The sequence below is a fragment of the Pseudomonas sp. FW507-12TSA genome (assembly GCF_058781435.1).
Map to the genome: position 1 here is coordinate 1 of NZ_JBYSWT010000054.1, position 19,302 is coordinate 19,302.

General features: G+C 66.0%; 18 protein-coding genes and 1 pseudogene. 14 read left to right on the top strand and 5 right to left on the bottom strand.

The features are described from left to right. Positions 1-48: 48 nt before the first annotated feature. Entirely contained in the window at positions 49-846 is a 798-nt protein-coding gene (locus tag AC3WK8_RS31400; RefSeq protein WP_085600680.1) for a DUF4349 domain-containing protein, read from the bottom strand. 198 nt (positions 847-1,044) lie between these two features. On the opposite strand from AC3WK8_RS31400, the gene AC3WK8_RS31405 reads away from it, so the two are divergent. Then, on the top strand, positions 1,045-1,473 hold the full coding sequence (locus tag AC3WK8_RS31405) for a PaaI family thioesterase (protein WP_085600678.1): 429 nt from the start codon (positions 1,045-1,047) through the stop codon (positions 1,471-1,473). A 120-nt stretch (positions 1,474-1,593) separates the two neighbouring features. Here AC3WK8_RS31405 and rtcR read toward each other — a convergent pair whose 3' ends face one another. Continuing rightward, entirely contained in the window at positions 1,594-3,192 is a 1,599-nt protein-coding gene (rtcR, locus tag AC3WK8_RS31410; RefSeq protein ID WP_103327125.1) for an RNA repair transcriptional activator RtcR, read from the bottom strand. A gap of 203 nt (positions 3,193-3,395) precedes the next feature. Between rtcR and AC3WK8_RS31415 the strand changes: the two genes are divergently transcribed. From AC3WK8_RS31415 to AC3WK8_RS31460, 10 genes are all read left to right on the top strand, one after another. After that, the gene (locus tag AC3WK8_RS31415; RefSeq protein WP_103327123.1) at positions 3,396-4,946 is read left to right on the top strand and encodes a TROVE domain-containing protein; all 1,551 of its coding nucleotides are present in this window, start codon (positions 3,396-3,398) and stop codon (positions 4,944-4,946) included. Positions 4,947-5,691: 745 nt separating this feature from the next. Then, positions 5,692-6,918: an RtcB family protein gene (locus AC3WK8_RS31420; protein ID WP_103327121.1), complete on the top strand. Its 1,227-nt coding sequence runs from the start codon at positions 5,692-5,694 to the stop codon at positions 6,916-6,918. A gap of 4 nt (positions 6,919-6,922) precedes the next feature. Continuing rightward, the gene (locus AC3WK8_RS31425) at positions 6,923-8,263 is read left to right on the top strand and encodes a PBS lyase (RefSeq protein ID WP_103327120.1); all 1,341 of its coding nucleotides are present in this window, start codon (positions 6,923-6,925) and stop codon (positions 8,261-8,263) included. A 16-nt stretch (positions 8,264-8,279) separates the two neighbouring features. Then, complete coding sequence (locus AC3WK8_RS31430) at positions 8,280-8,924, top strand: hypothetical protein (protein ID WP_103327118.1); 645 nt, start codon at positions 8,280-8,282, stop codon at positions 8,922-8,924. A 14-nt stretch (positions 8,925-8,938) separates the two neighbouring features. Further along, positions 8,939-9,730 carry a nucleotidyltransferase domain-containing protein gene (locus AC3WK8_RS31435; RefSeq protein WP_103327117.1) on the top strand — a complete coding sequence of 264 codons (792 nt, stop codon included), beginning with the start codon at positions 8,939-8,941 and terminating at the stop codon, positions 9,728-9,730. A gap of 8 nt (positions 9,731-9,738) precedes the next feature. Then, positions 9,739-10,770, top strand: coding sequence for an RNA 3'-terminal phosphate cyclase (gene rtcA, locus AC3WK8_RS31440; protein WP_103327115.1), 1,032 nt, complete (start codon positions 9,739-9,741; stop codon positions 10,768-10,770). Positions 10,771-10,806: 36 nt separating this feature from the next. Next, positions 10,807-11,442 carry a glutathione S-transferase family protein gene (locus AC3WK8_RS31445; RefSeq protein WP_031321440.1) on the top strand — a complete coding sequence of 212 codons (636 nt, stop codon included), beginning with the start codon at positions 10,807-10,809 and terminating at the stop codon, positions 11,440-11,442. Positions 11,443-11,523: 81 nt separating this feature from the next. Beyond that, a complete protein-coding gene (locus tag AC3WK8_RS31450) occupies positions 11,524-12,612 on the top strand; it encodes a M50 family metallopeptidase (protein ID WP_103327114.1) in 1,089 nt (362 codons plus the stop codon). A gap of 102 nt (positions 12,613-12,714) precedes the next feature. After that, the gene (locus AC3WK8_RS31455; protein ID WP_022643608.1) at positions 12,715-13,008 is read left to right on the top strand and encodes a DUF3144 domain-containing protein; all 294 of its coding nucleotides are present in this window, start codon (positions 12,715-12,717) and stop codon (positions 13,006-13,008) included. Between the two features lie 203 nt (positions 13,009-13,211). After that, a complete protein-coding gene (locus AC3WK8_RS31460) occupies positions 13,212-13,628 on the top strand; it encodes a fascin domain-containing protein (protein WP_053138426.1) in 417 nt (138 codons plus the stop codon). A gap of 67 nt (positions 13,629-13,695) precedes the next feature. On the opposite strand, the gene AC3WK8_RS31465 is transcribed toward AC3WK8_RS31460, so the two are convergent. Further along, a complete protein-coding gene (locus tag AC3WK8_RS31465) occupies positions 13,696-13,842 on the bottom strand; it encodes a hypothetical protein (RefSeq protein ID WP_158091459.1) in 147 nt (48 codons plus the stop codon). Between the two features lie 505 nt (positions 13,843-14,347). On the opposite strand from AC3WK8_RS31465, the pseudogene AC3WK8_RS31470 reads away from it, so the two are divergent. After that, positions 14,348-14,695: pseudogene (locus tag AC3WK8_RS31470) on the top strand (cache domain-containing protein); the annotation flags it as partial. Positions 14,696-14,815: 120 nt separating this feature from the next. Then, on the top strand, positions 14,816-16,105 hold the full coding sequence (locus AC3WK8_RS31475) for a methyl-accepting chemotaxis protein (protein ID WP_492574098.1): 1,290 nt from the start codon (positions 14,816-14,818) through the stop codon (positions 16,103-16,105). Positions 16,106-16,201: 96 nt separating this feature from the next. Here AC3WK8_RS31475 and AC3WK8_RS31480 read toward each other — a convergent pair whose 3' ends face one another. Together AC3WK8_RS31480 and lysA are read right to left on the bottom strand one after the other, a co-directional pair. Further along, complete coding sequence (locus AC3WK8_RS31480; RefSeq protein WP_103327192.1) at positions 16,202-16,627, bottom strand: hypothetical protein; 426 nt, start codon at positions 16,625-16,627, stop codon at positions 16,202-16,204. Between the two features lie 264 nt (positions 16,628-16,891). Further along, positions 16,892-18,142, bottom strand: a complete 1,251-nt coding sequence (lysA, locus tag AC3WK8_RS31485) for a diaminopimelate decarboxylase (RefSeq protein WP_103327191.1) — start codon at positions 18,140-18,142, stop codon at positions 16,892-16,894. A 130-nt stretch (positions 18,143-18,272) separates the two neighbouring features. Here lysA and AC3WK8_RS31490 point away from each other — a divergent pair, with 130 nt between their 5' ends. After that, positions 18,273-19,196, top strand: a complete 924-nt coding sequence (locus AC3WK8_RS31490; protein WP_103327189.1) for a LysR family transcriptional regulator — start codon at positions 18,273-18,275, stop codon at positions 19,194-19,196. Positions 19,197-19,302: the final 106 nt, after the last annotated feature.

A 19,302-nucleotide genomic window follows, 5' to 3' on the forward strand; every position in this document is an offset into this window, starting at 1 on the left:
GGCCTGGAGCGCTTGCAACTGGCGCTCCAGGCCCAGGCGTAGGCGAGGTTACTGGCGGCGACGGACGAACTTGCGCCACAGCCAGACCCACAACAGCGCCAGGGGGAAGGCGAGGATCACGAAGGGCAGCACGTAGCTGCCTTTCTCCAGGGCCTCGGCGGTACCGTCGGCCAGGTTGTCCAGCAGGTTGCTGAAGGCGCGCTTGAGGTTGGAGCTGCGCTGGCCGCTGTCGCTGGGCTGGAAGTTCAGGGTCAGGCGGTTGGTGTCCAACCGCCGTTGCTGGCCGGCGGCGGTCTGGGCCAGGGCTTGCAGGTCATTCTCGATGCCGGCTTGTTCCTTGCTCAAGGCGATCAGGTCGCCGACGCTGATGTCCTTGCGCGCGGCCAGTTCGTCCAGCCGCTGCTGCTGGGCCTTGAGCCGTTGCTGCTGGCGCTGCACGTCGGCCACGGCATCGGCCAGGTCTTCGGCGCTGGTGATGCGCTCGCCCAGCTCGGCGCCTGCGGCGGCCTGCTCGACCAGGGGCTCGACGCCGCTCGGCACTACCCGCAGTACCACCTGGGCGCGGTATTTGCCTTGTTCCAGGCGCAGGATATTGCACGCGCCGAACTTCGCCTGTTCGCAAGCTTCACGGGTTTGCACCAGGCGCGGGCCGATCTGCTCCGAGGGCAGTGACAGGGTCAGCTCATGTTCGTAGGCCAACTGGGCGCCGGCCTGGCCCTGGGCGCCGCCAAGGGCCACGGCGCTTCTGTCCTGGTCGCTGGGAGAGCAGGCGCTGAGTGCCAGCGCGCCCAGCAAGGCAAAAGCCAGGCGGCGAGGGCGGTTAGGGTGGTCGTCCTGATGTTGCATGGGAGCTCCTTGGGTGCTTGAAACTGCGTTGGGAACGCAGGCGCGCATCTTACCGTCCTTCCTGGGGCGGCCACGACGGCGTTGTGACTTATTTGCGGCAATTTCCGGGATTGATACTGATAGGCCGCTCCGCGGATTGACGCTACATCTGTGGCAGTACGCAGCGATGGTGCTGCGCTGGTGCTCAAGGAGCCTGTCATGAGTGAAGCGGATGTTCCCCAGGGTTTCAGTCCCTTGCCTCGCAGCAGTCCGTTGCTGGAGCTGATCGGTCCGGTCTATGGCTGCGGCAGTGGCAGCGGGCTGCGCGTGGGCCTGCGCGCCGATGCGCGGCACGCCAACGGTCGCGGCATCGTGCATGGCGGCATCATCGCGACCCTGGCGGACATCGGCATGGGTTACGCCATGGCCTTCGCCAGCGAGCCGCCATTGCCGCTGATCACCGCCAGCATGAACCTCGATTACCTGGGCGCGGTGCAGGTGGGGGAGTGGCTGGAGGTGCGCCTGGAGCATTCCCGGCGCGGGCGGCAGATCGCCTTCGCCACCGTGGTGCTGAGTGTTGGCGAGCGCGAAGTGGCGCGGGCCAGCGGCGTGTTCGCCGTGCCGCAGGCGGCGCCGACGCTGGCCTGACCTGCCGCATCGCGGCCGCTGCGCGCTCGTGCGCAGCCCTTGTAGCCGCTGTCGAGCCTGCGAGGCTGCGCCAAGGCCCACAGGGCCTGCAGCGGGCATTCATGGGCAGCTACGCGATGCTCAACTGGTGATCTGTTTCCAGTCCAGGCCGAAGCGCGCCAGGTACTTGCGCAAGCGATCGGCGTCGTTGGGATTGGCCTTGCCCAGGCGCGAGACCCCGAACAGGCGCCGCCCGGCATCCGACAGGCTGTCGGCGCGCCGGCATTCGGCGATCACCGCCTTGAGTTGCAGGCGGTCGAACAGGTCCAGTTCCACATCTGCACCCAGCAACAGTTGCACCTCGTCCTCGACCTGTTCCAGGCCCCAGGCATGGCGCAGGCGCTGGATCTCTTCCTGGGCCAGGGCCTCGTCGATCCGGCCGCTGTCGGCCAGGGTGGCCATGCGGGTGATGGACGCCGACAGCTCGCGGAAGTTGCCCAGCCAGGCCGCTTCGCTGGAGCTGGCGAAGGCCAGGTAGCGCCGCCGGGCCTCGAGGTTGAAGCGCACCAGTTGGCCTTGCTCCCGGGCATGGCGTTCCAGCTCGAAATCGATGTTGGGCTCGATGTCTTCGCGACGCCCCGCCAGCCCCGGCAGGTTGAAGGTCCAGAGGTTGATCCGGGCGTACAGGTCTTCGCGGAACAGGCCCTGGGCGACCCGGCCGCGCAGGTCGCGGTGGGTGCCGGCGATGATCAGGAAGTCGCTCTCCACCTCCTGGTCCGACCCCATGGGGAAGAAGCGTTTCTCCTCGATGGCCTTGAGCAGCATCGCCTGTTCGTCCAGCCCCAGTTCGCCGATCTCATCGAGGAACAACATGCCGCCGTGGGCCGCCCGCAGTAGGCCGTCGCGGGCATTCTGGGCGCCGGTGAAGGCGCCCTTGGTATGGCCGAACAACGCCGACATGGCGCCGTCGCCGCGCAGGGTGGCGCAGTTGACCTCGACAAAGCGCCCCTGGACCTGGTGCCGGCCACGCTTGAGTTCATAGATGCGCCGGGCCAGGAACGACTTGCCCGCCCCCGTGGGGCCGATCAGCAGCATCGGGGCCCTGGAACGTACCGCCACTCGCTCGATCTGTTCGATGGAGCGGTTGAAGGCCAGGTTGCGGGTGGCGATCCCCGACTTGAGAAAGGCCAGGCCCTCCAGGCGCTTGTGGGCGAAGCGCGAGGCGATGCGGTCATAGCGCGACAGGTCGAGGTCGATCAGTGCATGGGTGCCGGTGGCGTGCTCGCCCGGATCGCGGCGCCGGGCTGGGGAGGTCTGGATCAGCCGCGCCGGCAGGAAGCGGGCCTCGGTCAACAGGAACCAGCAAATCTGCGCCACGTGGGTCCCGGTGGTGATGTGCACCAGGTAGTCCTCGCGCTCGGTGTCGAACGCGTAGGCGCTGGTGAAGTCGTGCAGGGCGCCATACACCTCCTCGAAGTCCCAGGGGTTCTTCAGCTCCATGGGGTGCAGGCGCACCTCGGTCTCGGGGGAGACCTGGCGGATGTCGTCGGCAATGCGCCCGGCGAGGCTGATGTCCCGGGCGTCGACGCCATGGATCAGTTCCAGGCGGTGGATCAGCACATCCTGCTGCTGGCACAAGCCCACGCTCGGGCGCCAGTGGCTCCAACGGTTGGCGCCCTTGCCGACGCGATCGAGGGTGGCACCGACGAAACCGATGGCGACCGTGGGCTTGCCCGACATTTTTATATCCTTGGATAAATTGCGATAGATAAAGATATAAAATCAGAGGGGTGTTTGTCGTGAAAAATCACCGAAGAAATCAAGATGAAAAATAAATACGTTTAAAATCAATAAATTAAAAATTTATTCAATAAAAAATTCAAAGCTGGCACGGTGGCTGCAATATCTCTGGCAACGAACAAGACAACCAGCGAGACGCCAAGATGGCCAACCAGCAGCTGTTCAACACCCAACAGGCAAAAGCCCCGGCGAGCGACACCCGCAATGCCTCCCAGGCCCCGGCCTACGCCTATGACGCCAAGCATCGCCTGGCCCAGCTGGCGGTCACCGGTTGCCTGAACTCGACCTTCTACACCTCGCCCGAGGATCAGCTGGAAGCCGTGTTGCAACTGGTGGGTGCAGTCGACAGCCGCTTCGTGGCCCAGGCCGCTCGCTACGCTCGCCAGCAAGGCCATATGAAGGACATGCCGGCGCTGCTGCTGGCGGCGCTGACCGCACAACGTTCGGTCCAGGTGCCCGAGCTGTTCGCCCAGGTGGTGGACAACGGCAAGATGCTGCGCAACTACGTGCAGATCCTGCGTAGCGGCGTGACCGGTCGCAAGTCCCTGGGCTCGCAACCCAAGCGCCTGGTACAGGACTGGCTGAACAACGCCAGCGAGCGCCAGCTGCTGCAGGCATCGATCGGCAACCAGCCGTCGCTGGCGGATGTGGTCAAGATGGTCCACCCCAAGCCCCGCGAGGCCTGGCGCGAAGCATTCTTCGCCTGGCTGATCGGCAAGCCGGTGGATGTCCAGGCGCTGCCCGGGCTGACCCGCGAGCTGCTGGCGTTTCGCAGCGGGGCCAGCACCCAGGTGCCGGATGTACCGTTCCAGTTGCTGGGCAACGAGACCCTGAGCGCCGAGCAATGGGCCGCCCAGGCTCGCAACATGGGCTGGCAGGGGCTGCGCATGAACCTCAACACCCTGACTCGCCACGGTGCGTTCCAGGTGCGCGGTTGCACGGAGTATGTGGCGGCGCGCCTGGCGGATGCCGAGGAAGTGGCCAAGGCCCGGGTCTACCCGTACCAGCTGCTGGCGGCCTACCGCATGGCGGGGCAGGAGGTGCCGCAGCGGGTACGTGAAGCGCTGCAGGATGCCCTGGAGCTGTCCCTGGCCAACGTGCCGGCGCTCAGCGGTTCGGTCGTGGTATGCCCGGACGTCTCGGGGTCGATGCACAGTCCGGTCACTGGCCATCGCCAGGGCGCCACCACAGCGGTGCGCTGCATCGACGTGGCGGCACTGGTGGCGGCGGCGGTCCTGCGCAAGCGGCCGACGGCGCGGGTCATGCCGTTCGAGCGGGAAGTGGTGGATATCCGCCTCAATCCCCGGGACAGCGTGATGACCAACGCCCAGAAGCTGGCGGCTATCGGTGGCGGCGGGACCAACTGCTCGGCACCCTTGGCGCAGCTGGCCAATGCGCGGTTCAAGCTGGACACGCTGATCCTGGTCTCGGACAACGAGTCGTGGATCGACGCCCGGCGCCATGGGGCCACTGAAACCATGCGCCAGTGGGAGCGGATCAAGGCGATCAACCCCAACGCCCGGCTGGTGTGCATCGATATGCAACCCGGGGCCACCACCCAGGCCCCGGACCGTGAGGACATCCTCAATGTTGGTGGCTTCAGCGATGTGGTGTTCGACGTGATCGAGCAGTTCATCGCCGGCAACTACGGTGGCCAGCACTGGGTGAAAGCCATCGAGGCCCTGGCGCCCTGAGCGCCAGGTCATTGAGTCGGAGCATGCGCCGGGTAGCCGGCGCACACAGAAGTTTCTTGATCATTGGCCCTGAATGCCGCTGTGACTACATCCAAAGACGTCCCAGCAGATTTTGTCAGGGCCGGTGAGGGCGCGAATGCCGGTGGCTGTACATCCTGGTCTTGCCGGTTCGAATCCGGCTATCAGCCACTACTGTTGTCGCGCCACCTGTTTTGCGGTTTTTTGCGACGAATGCCGATGGAACTACATCCAAGGCTCGAGATGCGGGTGCAAGCCCCGCCGGTGCTCGAAAAGGGCGCCGTGGTTCAACCACCAGAACGCGAGTGCATCGTTTCATCGATCCCTTGTCGTCGCAGGTTTTCCCCGCCTTGGCGGGATGGCAGCGAATGCCACGGGTACTACATGGTGTCGCGGGTTCGAGCCCCGCCAGCCGCAAGGCTGTAGCTCAGTGGGTAGAGCAAATGTGCCCGTTCCCTTGTCGCTGCCCGCAGGCCCGGCCTGCACCGATTGACCCGGCGAATGTCGGTGGAACTACAGGACAGCCGGGTCGCGGGTTCGATTCCCGCCCACCGCAAGGTGGTAGCTCAGGGGTAGAGCAGGCTGCATGTTTCACCTTTTTTTGTCGCCAAGACCTGCCGGATGACCGGCCACCCGATCGATCATCGGCGCAAGACTGCAATCCGCTCTTGCGCTGCCGATATAACAAGGCCCGGATTCGGGCCCCAGGAAGAACGAGTAAAAAGATATGGAACGCAAGACCTACCAATTGCTGGAAGTCGCCAACGGTAAGCCAATCAAGATGTGGACCCAGGGCGTGCCCGTGGAAAACGAAGCCCGCCAGCAACTGATGAACACCGCCAAGATGCCCTTCATCTTCAAGCACCTGGCCGTGATGCCCGACGTCCACCTGGGTAAGGGATCGACCATCGGCAGCGTGATCCCCACCGTGGGCGCGATCATTCCGGCGGCGGTCGGGGTGGATATCGGCTGCGGGATGATCGCCGCCCGGACCTCGCTGACCGCCTCCGACCTGCCGGATAACCTGGCCGGGTTGCGTAGCGCCATCGAGCAGGCGGTGCCCCACGGTCGTACCTCGCCACGTAGCGGGCGAGACAAGGGGGCCTGGGGCGAGATCCCACGGCAGGCCGACCAGGCCTGGGCGGCCCTGCATCCACGGTTCAAGGCGATCACCGATAAGTACCCGGCGCTGGCCAACAGCAACAACCGCCAGCACCTGGGAACCCTGGGAGGCGGGAACCACTTCATCGAGGTGTGCCTGGACGAGGCCAACCGCGTCTGGTTCATGCTCCATAGCGGTTCGCGCGGCGTAGGTAATGCCATCGGCAACCTGTTCATCAACCTGGCCCAGGCGGATATGCGCCAGCACATCGCCAACCTGCCGGACCGCGACCTGGCCTACTTCGAGGAAGGTAGCCAGCACTTCGATGATTACGTCGAGGCCGTGGCCTGGGCCCAGGATTTCGCCCGGCAGAACCGCGAGTTGATGATGCAACTGGTGATCCAGGCCACCCGCAAGGTGATCAGCAAGCCTTTTGAAGTGGCGCTGGAGGCGGTGAACTGCCACCACAACTACGTACAGAAGGAGCGCCACTTCGGTGAAGAGGTGCTGGTGACCCGCAAGGGCGCGGTGTCGGCGAAGAAGGGCGAGTTGGGGATCATCCCCGGGTCGATGGGAGCCAAGAGCTTCATCGTCCGCGGATTGGGTAACGAGGAGGCGTTCTGCTCCTGCAGCCACGGTGCCGGTCGAACCATGAGCCGGACCAGGGCCAAGAACACCTTCACCCTGGCCGACCAGATCCGCGCCACCGCCCATGTGGAGTGCCGTAAGGATGAGAACGTGATCGACGAGATCCCGATGGCCTACAAGGACATCGACCAAGTGATGGACGCCCAGCGCGAACTGGTGGAAGTACTGCATACCTTGCGTCAGGTGGTATGCGTTAAGGGGTAGAGCGATGGATGTCATGGATATGCTGGAGTGCCCGCCCGATTGGCACTACCAACTGAGCGACTACGAAATTGGCCGGATGCGCGAAGTCTGGCAAACCCGGGACGAACACGATGCCTGGCTGGTCCTGAGCGGTTTTGGCAATGGCTTCGTCCGCCAGTCGGCAGTACGACGCCTGGCCCGCCAGCCGTCGGCTGCTGCCCTGGTGGTGCTGCTGGAGCGTCTCAACGATTGGGTACCCCAGGTTCGCCAGGAGGCGGCTACGGCCGTGGAGCTGTACCTGGTACCTGAACATGGCGCCTTGTGGTTGCAGGTTCTCGGTCCGCTGCTGGCCTTGACCGCCAAGCAGCGGGTCAGCCACGGGGCGACCCTGGAACGGGCACGAGCGGTGCTGCAGTTGCCGCAAGTGCGAGGCAAGGTCGAGCAGGCCTTTGCCGCTTGCCGGGGCCGGGCCGCACGGTTCGTCTTCGAGCTGTTGCTGGACAGTGGCGCGGATCGCCCGGCCCTGCTGGCCCAGGCCCTGGGCCATGGCGAGGTCAGCGTGCGGCAGATGGCGGTGGACGCCTGCGCCGAGCTGGCTAAAGAGCAAGCCCGGCCGTTGCTGGAGCAGGTCATGCGGACCTCGGGCGCTAGCGTGCGGGTCAAGGCCCTGCGCTTGTTGCTGCCGCTGTTGGACGACCCGCGCGAGCAATTGCGCCAGGCCTTGCTCGACCCCTCGGCGGCCCTGCGTGGCCTGGGGCATTGGGCGGCGCCACGCTATGGCCTGGAGCCACGGGAAGTGCTGCTGGCCCGGGTGCTGCAACCGGCGCCGGCGAACCGGTCGCAGTGGCAGGGCCTGCTGGGCCTGGCCAGGGAACTGCAAGAGCCCCGGGCCGATGCCATGGTGCAACTGGCCCTGGACTCGCCGGCCTTGAACACTCGTCTGCTGGCCCTGCATAGCCTGGGCGAGCGCGGCATGGCCTGGCAGCTCAAGGCCCTGGGCGATGTCTCGGACAAGGTCTTCGAGATGGCGGTCAGCCTGCTGCGCGAACAACCCTGGGCGGTATTCGACGAAGCCCTGGAGCAGTACCTGGATGTGCACTGGCCAGCGTTGCCTGCATGGCGCCAGCGAATGCTGCTGAGTCTCAAGCCGGGCTGGCGGCAGCTGGAGTACCTGCTTTGGTGCCTGGACCAGGCTCCACAACAGGCGAGCTACTGGCAGGCGCAATTGGCCGGTTGGTGCAGTGGGCGTTATGCGCTGTTCGACCCGGTGACCCCCAAGCCACTGCGCGAGGCGCTGACCCAGCGGGTACGAATGATGGAAAAGGCCGGAGAACTGCCGGCGGGTTCGCTCAAGTGGCTGCCATGAACCAAGGAGAGCAAACATGCTGCCAGCACTGCTGGACGTGCAGGACAACGAGTCGATCCAGGCCCTGCGCCGGCAATTGAAGGAGGCGGGCTGCGTACTCGATTTCGCGGTGCTGGACGTCGCGCCACAGGCCAGTGTCGACCTTGATCTGCATCGCCAGGCCCTGGACGCCTTGTACCTGCAGATAGAAGAGCAGCGCCGCGAGGCGCGGCGCCGGCTGATCCAGGAGCATCCGCGCTATGCCGATCTCGGCGAGGCGCCGCCGATGCGCTGGGAAGTGCAGCGGTCCGTGGCTCGGGAGCTGGATGCGCAAGAGCTCCAGCGCCTGGGTACAGCCAGTGTGCTACCAGGTCCGCAGGCCTTGTACCAGGCCTTTATCGACCCGCCTTACCGAACGCGTTTCCCCGAGGATGGTGAGCCGCCCGAGGCGATCTTCCAGCGCTGGCTGGCGTTGCTGGGGCTTGAGCCCGAGGCGCAGCCGGTGGTGATCGACTGGGTGAGCGACTTGCTGCTGGATTGGCAGGTCGAGGGTACGGCGGCGACCGAGGCCTGGAGCGATTATTTCGATGAGGGCCTGGAGTGGTGGGGCGCCTGGTGCCTGAGCATCTGGAACCCCGAACGCCGGATCTTGGGGGTGCTGATGGCCAGTGCCACCGATTGAACAGGAAACAGGACATGCAACTAGACAAGGAACTTCACCCCCTGGACGACGCCATGCGCGAACGGGTCCTGGAGGAGCTGGCGCGGATCGAGCGCGAGCGCAATGTGCAGGTGCTGTATGCCTGCGAGTCCGGTAGCCGGGCCTGGGGGTTCTCCTCCACCGACAGCGACTACGACGTGCGTTTCATCTACGTGGAGAAACCCGAGTGGTTCATCCAGGTGGACGCCGCACGGGACGTGATCGAGCGCCCGCTGGACGATGAGCTGGATGTCAGCGGCTGGGAGCTGCGCAAGACCCTGGGATTGCTGCGCAAGTCCAACCCGACCTTGCTGGAATGGCTCGACTCGCCCCTGGTGTATCGCCGCGAGGCGACTGCGACCGCGCGTTTGCGCGAGCTGGCCGAGGCCTTCTACAGCCCGCCGGCGGCACGCAACCACTACCTGTCGATGGCCCGGAAGAACTTCCGCGACTTTCTTCAGGGCGACAGCGTGCGGTTCAAGAAGTACTGCTATGTGCTGCGCTCGTTACTGGCGGTGCGCTGGATCGACCAGGGCCGGGGCCGACCGCCCATGACCTTCGCCGAGCTGCTGGAGACCGTCGATGATCGGCGCTTGCTGGACGAGGTGGATGAGCTGCTGGACTTGAAGCGCCATGCCATTGAAGCCACCCATGGTCCACGGCGCCCGGTGCTCCACGACTTCATCGCCGCCGAGCTTGCGCGCCCGGTGCCGACGCTTGCGTGCACCCATGAAGACAATGCCCTGCTGGACGCCTACTTGAGAGACACCGTCCGGCACTACGCTTAAGGAACATGATGAAACAGGATGTGATCGAGCTGGACGGCGCCATTGGCGGCGGCCAGGTACTGCGCAGTGCCCTGAGCCTGTCGATGCTCACCGGCAAGGCCCTGCGGATCGGCAATATACGCGCCCGGCGCAGCCGCCCGGGCCTGATGCGCCAGCACCTGACGGCGGTCCAGGCCGCTGCCCAGGTGTGCGGGGCCAGTGTCCGGGGGGCCGAGCTGGGCTCCCAGGTGCTGGAATTCGAACCGGGGCCGATCCGTGGCGGCGACTACCGCTTTTCCATCGGCACCGCAGGTAGCTGCACCCTGGTGTTGCAGACCTTGCTGCCGGCGTTGCTCCAGGCTCCGGAGCCCAGCCGGGTGACGGTTACCGGCGGCACCCATAATCCCCTGGCGCCACCGGCGGACTTCCTCCAGCACTCCTGGCTGCCGCAGCTGCGGCGCATGGGCGCGCAGGTGGAGTTGCAGTTGCTGCGCCATGGTTTCGTGCCGGCTGGCGGTGGCGAGCTGGAACTGTCGGTCCGGCCTTCGACCCTGCAACCTGTGCATCTGCAAGAGCGTGGCGCCTTGCTTGGGCGTCGGGCCTGGGCCCTGAGTGCCGGCTTGCCGGAACATGTGGCCGAGCGTGAACTGCGGCGGGTGGGCAATCGCCTGGGGCTGTCCCGGGAGGAGCTGCAAGACGTGCAACTGGATGAGCAATACGGCCCGGGCAACGTGCTGTTGCTGGAGTTCGCCCACGAGCACCTGACCGAGTTGTTCTGCGGTTTCGCCCAGAACGGCCTGCGGGCCGAAAGCGTCGCCGATGCTGCCATCGACCAGGCCCGGGAATGGCTGGCCTCCGGCGCGGCGGTGGCCGAGTGCCTGGCCGACCAGTTGTTGCTGCCCATGGCCCTGGCCGGTGGCGGCAGCTTCACCACGCCGCGCCTGAGCAATCATCTGGCGAGCAATATCCAGGTGATCGAAGCCTTCCTGCCGGTGCGCTTCCAGACGCGCTCCGTGGCCGAGCAGGTGCTGCACGTGGAGTGTCACTCCCGGGATCGATAGGCGTAGAGTGCCCCGCTCAACCTGGAGGTCGCCAAGATGTATCACTTGTATGGAAGCCAGGGCACGGGGTCGGCCATGGTGGAGATTGCCCTGGAGTATTGCCAGGCGCCGTATCGCTGTATCGAGGCCGCGCCCTGGCAAGCCAGCCCGGGGCGGGATGCCCTGGAGCGGCTCAATCCGTTGTTGCAGATTCCCACCTTGCAACTGCCCGACGGCAGCATCCTCACGGAAAGCGCGGCGATCCTGATCCACCTCGGGTTGCAGTTCGCCGATTCCGGGTTGCTGCCGACCCAGGCCTCGGCGCGGGCCCAGGTCATTCGTGGCTTGGTGTACATCGCCGCCAACTGCTATTCGGCGATCGGCATCCTCGACTACCCGGGACGTTGGGTGAGCGATGCCGACCCGGCGCTGGAGGCGCGGGTGCGCCAGGCGACCGGGCAACGCCTGCACCACGCCTGGGAGCTGTTCGCCCGCCAGTTCACCCCACGGCCTTTCCTGGGGGGCGACGCGCCCGGGGCCCTGGATATCCAGGCGGCGGTGGTGTCGCGTTGGGGCGGCGCCAGGGACGCGCTGCGCCACAGCCAGCCGCACTTCGTGGCCTTGCTCGAGCGCATCGAGCACGAGCCCCGGGTGGCCCCGGTGCTGGCCCGGCATTGGCCCGGATCCTGCTGAGAGCCGGCTTGAGGTGTTGGGGGCAAAGCTGGCAGTCTGCGCGCCCGGATTCCCCAAGGTTCACTTCGAGGACGTTACGCAATGGATGGCAAGCACTGGCCCAAGGCCCTGAACCGACTGCTGCTGATGGTGCAAGGCGCCTTGGTGATCAGCGGCTGGTTCAGTGCCACCTTCGTCATCGGCACCAGCAGCGGCCGGCCATTGCTGGGGCTGTTCCTGGTCTTGGCGCTGGGGATCCTGGGCATCGTCGTGCACGAGGCCGGGCACTATCTGGCGGCCCGCTGGTGGGGCATGCCGGTGCTGTCGATGCGGCTCACCGTCCTCGAGCTCCAGGCGCGACGGCGTGGCTGGCGGCTGCGCCTGCGCAAGTGCCTGGGCGGTTATGTGATGGCGGCGAGCAACCTGCAACGCTCGCTGCGCGGGCAATGGCTGGCGGTGGCGTTCTGTGGCCCATTGCTGAACCTGCTGGCGGGCCTGGCCGCCCTGGTCCTGGGGCTCGCCTGGCCTGGGTTGGCCGGCGCGGTGCTCCTGGGGTTTGCCGCGATCAACCTGGCGCTGGGGGCGGCCAATCTCATTCCGACCCTGGGGACCATGCCCAGCGACGGCCTGCTGCTGTGGCGCTGGTTCACTCATCGTGATGACCAGCTAGCGGAACTGGCCTACGCCCGACTGCTGGCCCTGAGCGTGGCCGGAGTCACCAGTGGGCAGTTGCCGCAAGCGGACCTCGAACACCTGGACCAGGCGGCCATGCCCCAGCCCCTGGTCGCCTTCAGCTACCGGCTCGCTGCCCGGCAAGAGCAGGGCGACTGGGCGGCGGCGCAGGCGATGGAACCTGAACTGGAGCGGCTGCTGGAGGGTCGGGCAGGGGAGCTGCCTGGCCTGCAGGTGATGGTCGATCTGTTGCGCACGGAACTGGCCTTCTGCCGTGCCTGCCAGCAACGTGACGTGAGCCTGCTGCAAGGGGCTCCGCTGACCGCCGAGGTCGAGTGGTACTCACCCTGGTTGCGGCCGCGGGGCCAGGCCCTGGCGGCATTCCTCGACGGTGACCGGCAGCGGGGCGAGTCGCACCTGGAGCAGGTCCAGCGGCTGGCCGATGACAGCGTGATTTTGTCCCTGGGCAAGAGCGAAGCCTTGTTGGCCGAGCATCTGCGGGCCTTGCCCGGAGCGTAGGGGCAGGGGGAGATTGGCGCGGCGCTGAAAACCGTCGGTTTTGCCGGGCAAAGCTCTTATACTCCGGCGCCTCGTTTTCATACCCAGTAAAAGGACCCACCTGTGGCCAACGAACCGGATCACGAATTCTTCGATCGCGCCGACGCCATCATCGACCTGGCCAACTCCCAGGTCGCCACCTGCGGTCGTGGCAAGGTCAGCGCCTCGCTGATGTACGCCAATGCCCGTTTCTGCGCATTCATCCGCGCCACCGGCTGCCGTGACGCCGAGGAAATGGCCGCTTCCAAGCAACAGACGCTGGACTACTTCGTCGATCAGTTCCGCCACATGCTCGACGAGCACTTGACGGACTACGCCGAGAATTTCGCGCAGTACACCAACCGCTCGCCGGAGTGAAGACCGCCGGCGCCGCCTGGCGCCGGGGCACCCAACCGCTGGTCCTGTTCCTGCCAGGAGTCCCGAGGCTTGCCGAGGGGCTCGACTAGACTTCGCTTGCGGCGCGTCTTGCCGGTCGTTGCACCTGTACCAGAGGCCAGCGTCCGGTAGTGGCAGGCGCTGCCCGCAAGCAGGACATACCCAATCAGCAAGGAGTGCCAACCATGATCGTCATTCCACAACGTGTCATCGAAAACGGTAGTGTCATCTCGCTGCGTGGCGACTCGGGCAACTACATGTCGCGCATGGGCGCGACCGGCCTGGAGTTGTCCAAGGGTTCCATCGATCAGTACTGCAAGTTCAAGGTGGTGCTGGTGCAGATCGGCACCGACAAGAAGCTCGCCCTGCAGGGCGATAACGGCAAGTTCATGTCGCGCATGGGGGCCACGGGCCTGGAGCTGTCCAAGGACAGCATCGACCCGTATTGCCAGTTCGCCTACGCCATCGATACGGCCAGCGGCCAGATATCCCTGCGTGGCGACAACGGCAAGTGGATGTCGCGGATGGGCGAGAAGGGCCTGGAGCTGTCCAAGGACGGCATCGATCGTTTCAGCCAGTTCATGCTGGTGCTCGAAGGTTGAGGAGCACGCGATAAGGGCTCAAGCCGCAGGTGGCCATGCTTCTATGGCTCGAGCCTGCGGCTCGGCCTTACCGGCTTCGCGCCAGGACCTCCATCAACTCGCCGCCGTTATTCACCGCGATCACCGTGGCCAGCAAATCCTCCAGGCAGGTCAGGCTGCCTGGCCCTGGAGCTGGCCGGCTCCCGGTCCAGGTCAATGCGGTGGCGCCGGGCATCGTCGATCCCCCCTTGCATCCGACCGAACCGCAGACCCGTGCCGCGCTCCAGGCCCTGGCCCCAAGGGGGGGTACCGGCGGTGAGACAGTGACGGCGATCCGCCGGCGCGAGCGCAACAGGCGAGGCTGACGCATCGGGCGCGCCCTGGCCGGAAGCGAGATTTATGTGAACGATGTCACTCTTTTCTCAAGGGAACACCGGTCGCGGTCGATAACGTCGGGATGCCTAACTGATACGGAGTTCGTCATGGCTTTGCTTCCGGTTCGTCTGTCTCATCGTTTGACCCTCGGCAGCGTGCTGCTGTTGCTGTTCACGGCGTTGGCGGTTTTTGCCGTGATGACCCTACGGGGACAACCCAAGGTAGTGGAGGCGAGCTCGGCGTTGATCGAACAGACCGGCAGTGCCATCGTCCGTCAACTGGCCTTGCAGTTGGCGGGAATCGAAGGCGTGACCGTGAGCATGGCGCACATGGTCGAGGGCCTGCCCAAGGAGCCGGAGCTGGTCATGGCCACCGCGCCCAAGGTGATCGACCACGAGAACGACAAGGCCATCGCCGGTGGCGGGATCTGGCCGGAACCCAATGCCTTCGCCCCGGGCGTGGAACGCCGCAGCTTCTTCTGGGGCCGCAGCGACGCGGGCTCGCTGGTGTATTCCGATGACTACAACGCCGCCGGCAGCGCCGGTTATCACCATGAAGCCTGGTACACGGGCGCGCGCAATAGCGCCGCCGGGCACTGCCTGTGGTCCGAGGCCTACCAGGACCCGGTGACCCAGGTGCCGATGACCACCTGCAGCGTGCCCTATCGCCAGGGCGGCGCCTTTGCCGGGGTGGCCACCATCGACCTGCGCCTGGACGACCTGGCGCGCTTTCTCAAGGAACAGGGTTCGGTCACCGGCGGTTATGCCTTCGCCCTGGACCAGGCCGGCAACGTCCTGTACTTCCCCGATGCCCAGGCCAGCGGTGGCGCGCAGATGCTCAGCTTCGACGCCTTGAGCAAGCAGCAGGCCTGGTTGCGCCCGGTGGCCGAGACCCTGGCCGGCGCGGCGCGTCCCGGCCAGGTGCGCAGCCTCGACCTGGACCGCGACGGACGCTTGCAGGAAGCGGCGCGGGTCAGCCTGTTCACCATGCCCGGCACCGGCTGGACCATCGGCCTGGTGACTCCGGAGAAGCGGGTCACCGGCCTGGCCCGGGCCATGACCACCGAGATCCTGGTATTCCTCCTGCCGTTGCTGGCCCTGTTGCTGTTCTTCGCCTGGCTGGCGGGCAACAAGCTGATTGCCCAGCTCGAGGAAACCACCCGCCAGATCGATGCCTTGGGCAGTGGCCAGGCCACCGACAACGCCGAGCTGCACGTGGATCGGGCCGATGAGATCGGCGCCCTGCGTGGCGCGGTCAACCGCTATGCCGGGCAGTTGCGGCAGATGCTGCAGAAGATCGCCAGCGAAGCCCGCCAGTTGCAGAGCGAAGCCGCGCGCCTGGGCGAATTGAGCAGCACCCTGGCCCGGCGCGCCGAGCAGCAGCGCCAGGAAAACACCCAACTGGCCACGGCCATCACCGAGATGTCCTCCAGTGCCCAGGAAGTGGCGCAGAACACCAACAACTGCGCCGATACCGCGCGCCAGTCGCTGGTGGTGGTGCAGGATGGCCAGCAGCGGGTGGCGGCCAACAGCGAGTCGATCCAGCAGCTGTCCACGGAAATGGCCGAGGCAGCCTCGGTGATCCAGCGCCTGGAGCAGGACAGCCAGCAGGTCGGCGCGGTCCTGGACGTGATCAAGGCCATCTCCGAGCAGACCAACTTGCTGGCCCTCAATGCCGCCATCGAGGCGGCCCGGGCCGGCGAACAGGGCCGTGGTTTCGCCGTGGTGGCCGACGAGGTGCGGACCCTGGCCGGGCGTACCCAGACCTCGGCCAACGAGATCAGCGGCATGATCAACGACCTGCAGCAGGCCTCGCGCCAGGCGGTGCAGGCTATCCAGTCCGGTGAGTCACGCACCCGCCAGGCAGTGGGCGAGGCGGCTGGGGCTTCGGATGCGCTGTCCAGTACGGTCAACAGCTTCGATGACATCTCCCAGCGGGCGCAGCAGATTGCCGTGGCGGCGCAGGAGCAGAGCCACGTGACCCAGGAAATCAACGAGCTGGCGGTACGTATCCACAGCATCAGCGAAGACAACGCCCGGGACGCCCAGGCCCTGGACAAGGTCAGCGAGGCCATGCAGGCCTTGTCAGGACGCCTGGCCGATCTCAGTCACGGTCAGGTCTGAAGCCGTGCCCCCCCCCCCCCCCCAGCGAGGGTCGGGCGGGCGGCTTCGGCCTTTTTCGCCGCCGGGCCCGCCGGCGTCGAATCAGCTGTACGCCAGCTATTGCAGCTTGAAGTTCAGCAACAAGCCCAACGCCACACCGAAGAACCCCAGCAGGCCGCTGCCCAGGGCGCTGCGTGGCGGGCGGCGCTTGGCCAGGTAGCGGGCCGCGGCGGCGCCGAGCACCGCGCCCGGGAAGTTGAGCAGGTAGTAGATCCAGCCCAGGGCATCCTGCGCGGTGGTGATCCACAGGCAGAAGAGCAACAGGTGGATGGCCAGCGCCAGGGCGGCGCCGGCGATCATGGCCGAGGCCGGGCGGGTCAGGAGCAGCAGGCCGAGGACCAGCGCCTGGGGCAGCCAGTAGGCCGCGAAGTTGTCCCAGAAGTAGTCCAGTGGCACCAGGGCCCGGGCAATGGCCAGGGCCATGCCCAGGATGATGGCGCTGATGGCGGGCAGGTGCTTGAGCGGTAGGCGGCGCAGTGGCATGAGAACCTCGGGATGGGCGGGCAGGGACTTTTTACGACCCTGGGCGGCGCCTGTCCAGTGCAGTGCCCCTGAGCAGGACGACGCCATGGACGACCGGCCGGAACGCCTGCAACTGGCGCCTTGGTAGGTTGATGCCGAGCAGTTGATGGAACTGCAGGAGCGAGGCTTGCCCGCGATGGCGTCAGAGCGCTGGGTTTATCCCGTAGGCACGCGCTACCGTTAACGAGTATCGACCGGCTGCTCCTACAGGGGATCCAGGCCCAGTTACAGCCCCAGTTCCAGTTCCAGTTCCAGTTCCAGTGCCAGCAGGTCGGCCAGTGGCTGGCGCCGGCGAATCAGTTTCGGCTGGCCGTTTTCGAACAGCACCTCAGGCAACAGGGTCCGGCTGTTGTAGTTCGAAGACATGCTCGCGCCATAGGCGCCGGTATCGTGCAGCACCAGCAGGTCGCCGACCTGGGCCTGGGGCAGCAGGCGCGGGGTCAGGCATTCATCGTCCTGGGTGAAGATGTCGCCGGACTCGCACAACGGGCCGCCGACCACGGTCGGTCGTTGCGGGCGCTGGACCGCTTGACCGTTGGCGTCCAGCAGGCTCATGCCGTGGTAGGCGCCGTACATGGCCGGGCGCATCAGGTCGTTGAAGCCGGTGTCCACCAGCACGAAGTGATGCTGGCCGGCATCCTTGACCACCCGTACCTCGCTGACCAGGCAACCGGCCTCGGCCACCAGGAAACGCCCGGGTTCGATCTCCATGTGCACGCCGTGGCCCAGGTAGGCCTCGATTTCCTCGCGGGCGACTTTCCAGGCGTTGGCGTAGCGTTGCACGTCCACCGGGGTGTCGCCGTCGCGGTAAGGGGTGGACAGGCCGCCGCCGATGGAGAAGGCCTCGATGTCGTGGTCCAGGGACTTGACCGCCGCGACCATGGCCGCGCCCACCTGTTCCAGGTGGTCGTAGTCGACCCCGGAGCCGATGTGCATGTGCAGGCCCACCAGGTGCAGGTTGTGCTGGCGAATCACCGCCAGGGCCTCGTCCACCTGGTCGTGCCAGATCCCGTGCTTGCTGTTTTCTCCGCCGGTATTGGTCTTGCGGCTGTGGCCGTGGCCGAACCCGGGGTTGATCCGCAGCCAGACACGATGCCCGGGGGACTGTTCGCCCAACTGGCGGAGCATGTCGATGGAACCGGCGTTGACCTCTACCTGCAGTTCCACCACGCGCTTGAGGGTGGCCTCGTCGAACAGGTCGCAGGTGAAGACGATGCCGCCGTTGGTCGGGCTGAAGCCGGCCAGCAGGGCCCGCTCGATCTCACCCAGGGAGACCGCATCGACCCGCACCCCGGCTTCGCGGATCAGGCGCAGCAGGTGCAGGTTGGACGAAGCCTTCTGGGCATAGCGCACCACGTCGAAGGCATGCAACTGGGCGATACGCGCCTGGATGGTGGCGGCGTCGTAGCACCACAGCGGGGTGCCGTACTGGCGGGCGGCGGCGACAAGCTGTTCGGGGGAGAAGGGGATGGCCATGGCGAATGCAATCTGTGGTCAGTGAAAGTGCCAGCAGCATGCCGTTTGCTGGCTATTCAAGAAAATATCTATTCTTTGTTCAGTGATTCAGTTTTGATATGGGTTGATCGATTCAACGAGCCCTATCGCCATGGATATCTCCCTGCGGCATATCGAAGTGTTCCGCGCCATCATGCAGGCCGGCAGCGTCACCGGCGCCGCGCGCCTGTTGTTCACCTCGCAACCTACGGTCAGTCGCGAGCTGGCGCGCCTGGAAAGCCTGTCCGGCCTGTGCCTGTTCGACCGCGAGGGCGGGCGCCTGCAGCCCACGGCCCAGGCCCTGCTGTTGCTGGAGGAGGTGGAGCGGGCCTATATAGGCCTGGAGCGAATCAACAGCCTGGCCCGATCGATACGTCGCTTCGAGCATGGCCAACTGAGCCTCTGCTGCCTGCCGCTGTTCTCCCAGGCCCTGCTGCCGCGGGTATGCCAGGATTTCCAGAGCCGGCACCCGGGCATCGGCCTGAGCATCACCGCCCAGGAGTCGCCGCTGCTGGAGGAGTCCCTCAGCGCCCAGCGCCATGACCTGGGCCTGACTGAAAGCGAGCACCTGCCCCGGGGTACCCAGGGCGACTTGCTGTTCTGCGCCGACATGGTCTGCATCCTGCCTGAGGGCCATCCGCTGCTGGCGAAGACGCGATTGTCGGTGGCGGACTTTGGCGGGCAGAACTTCATCAACCTCTCGGGCCTGGATATCTATCGGCAGACCCTGGACGAGCATTTTCGCCAGGCCGGGGTTGACCGGAGGATAGTGATCGAGACCACCAACGCCGCTTCGGTGTGCGCCATGGTGCGCCAGCGATTGGGGGTGGCGATCATCAATCCGTTGAGTGCCATGGAGGAGGTGGGCAGGGGGCTGGCGATCCGTCCGCTTGAGCTGTCGGTGCCTTACAAAGTGATGCTGGTGCGTCCGGATTACCGACCCTCGTCGAGTTTCGTCGAAGGGTTTTGCCAGTCGTTGCGTCAGCAAGCGATGCGCCTGGCCGGGCAACTCAAGGACCTGGTGGACGGACACTAAGGAAGAGAGGGGATCCCGGTGCGTGAGCACCGGGAGGGCAGGCAGGCCGGTGGATGTCGTGGGTCCGCCGGCTTGCCGATGCTCGTGGTGGTGCGGGCCACCAGGG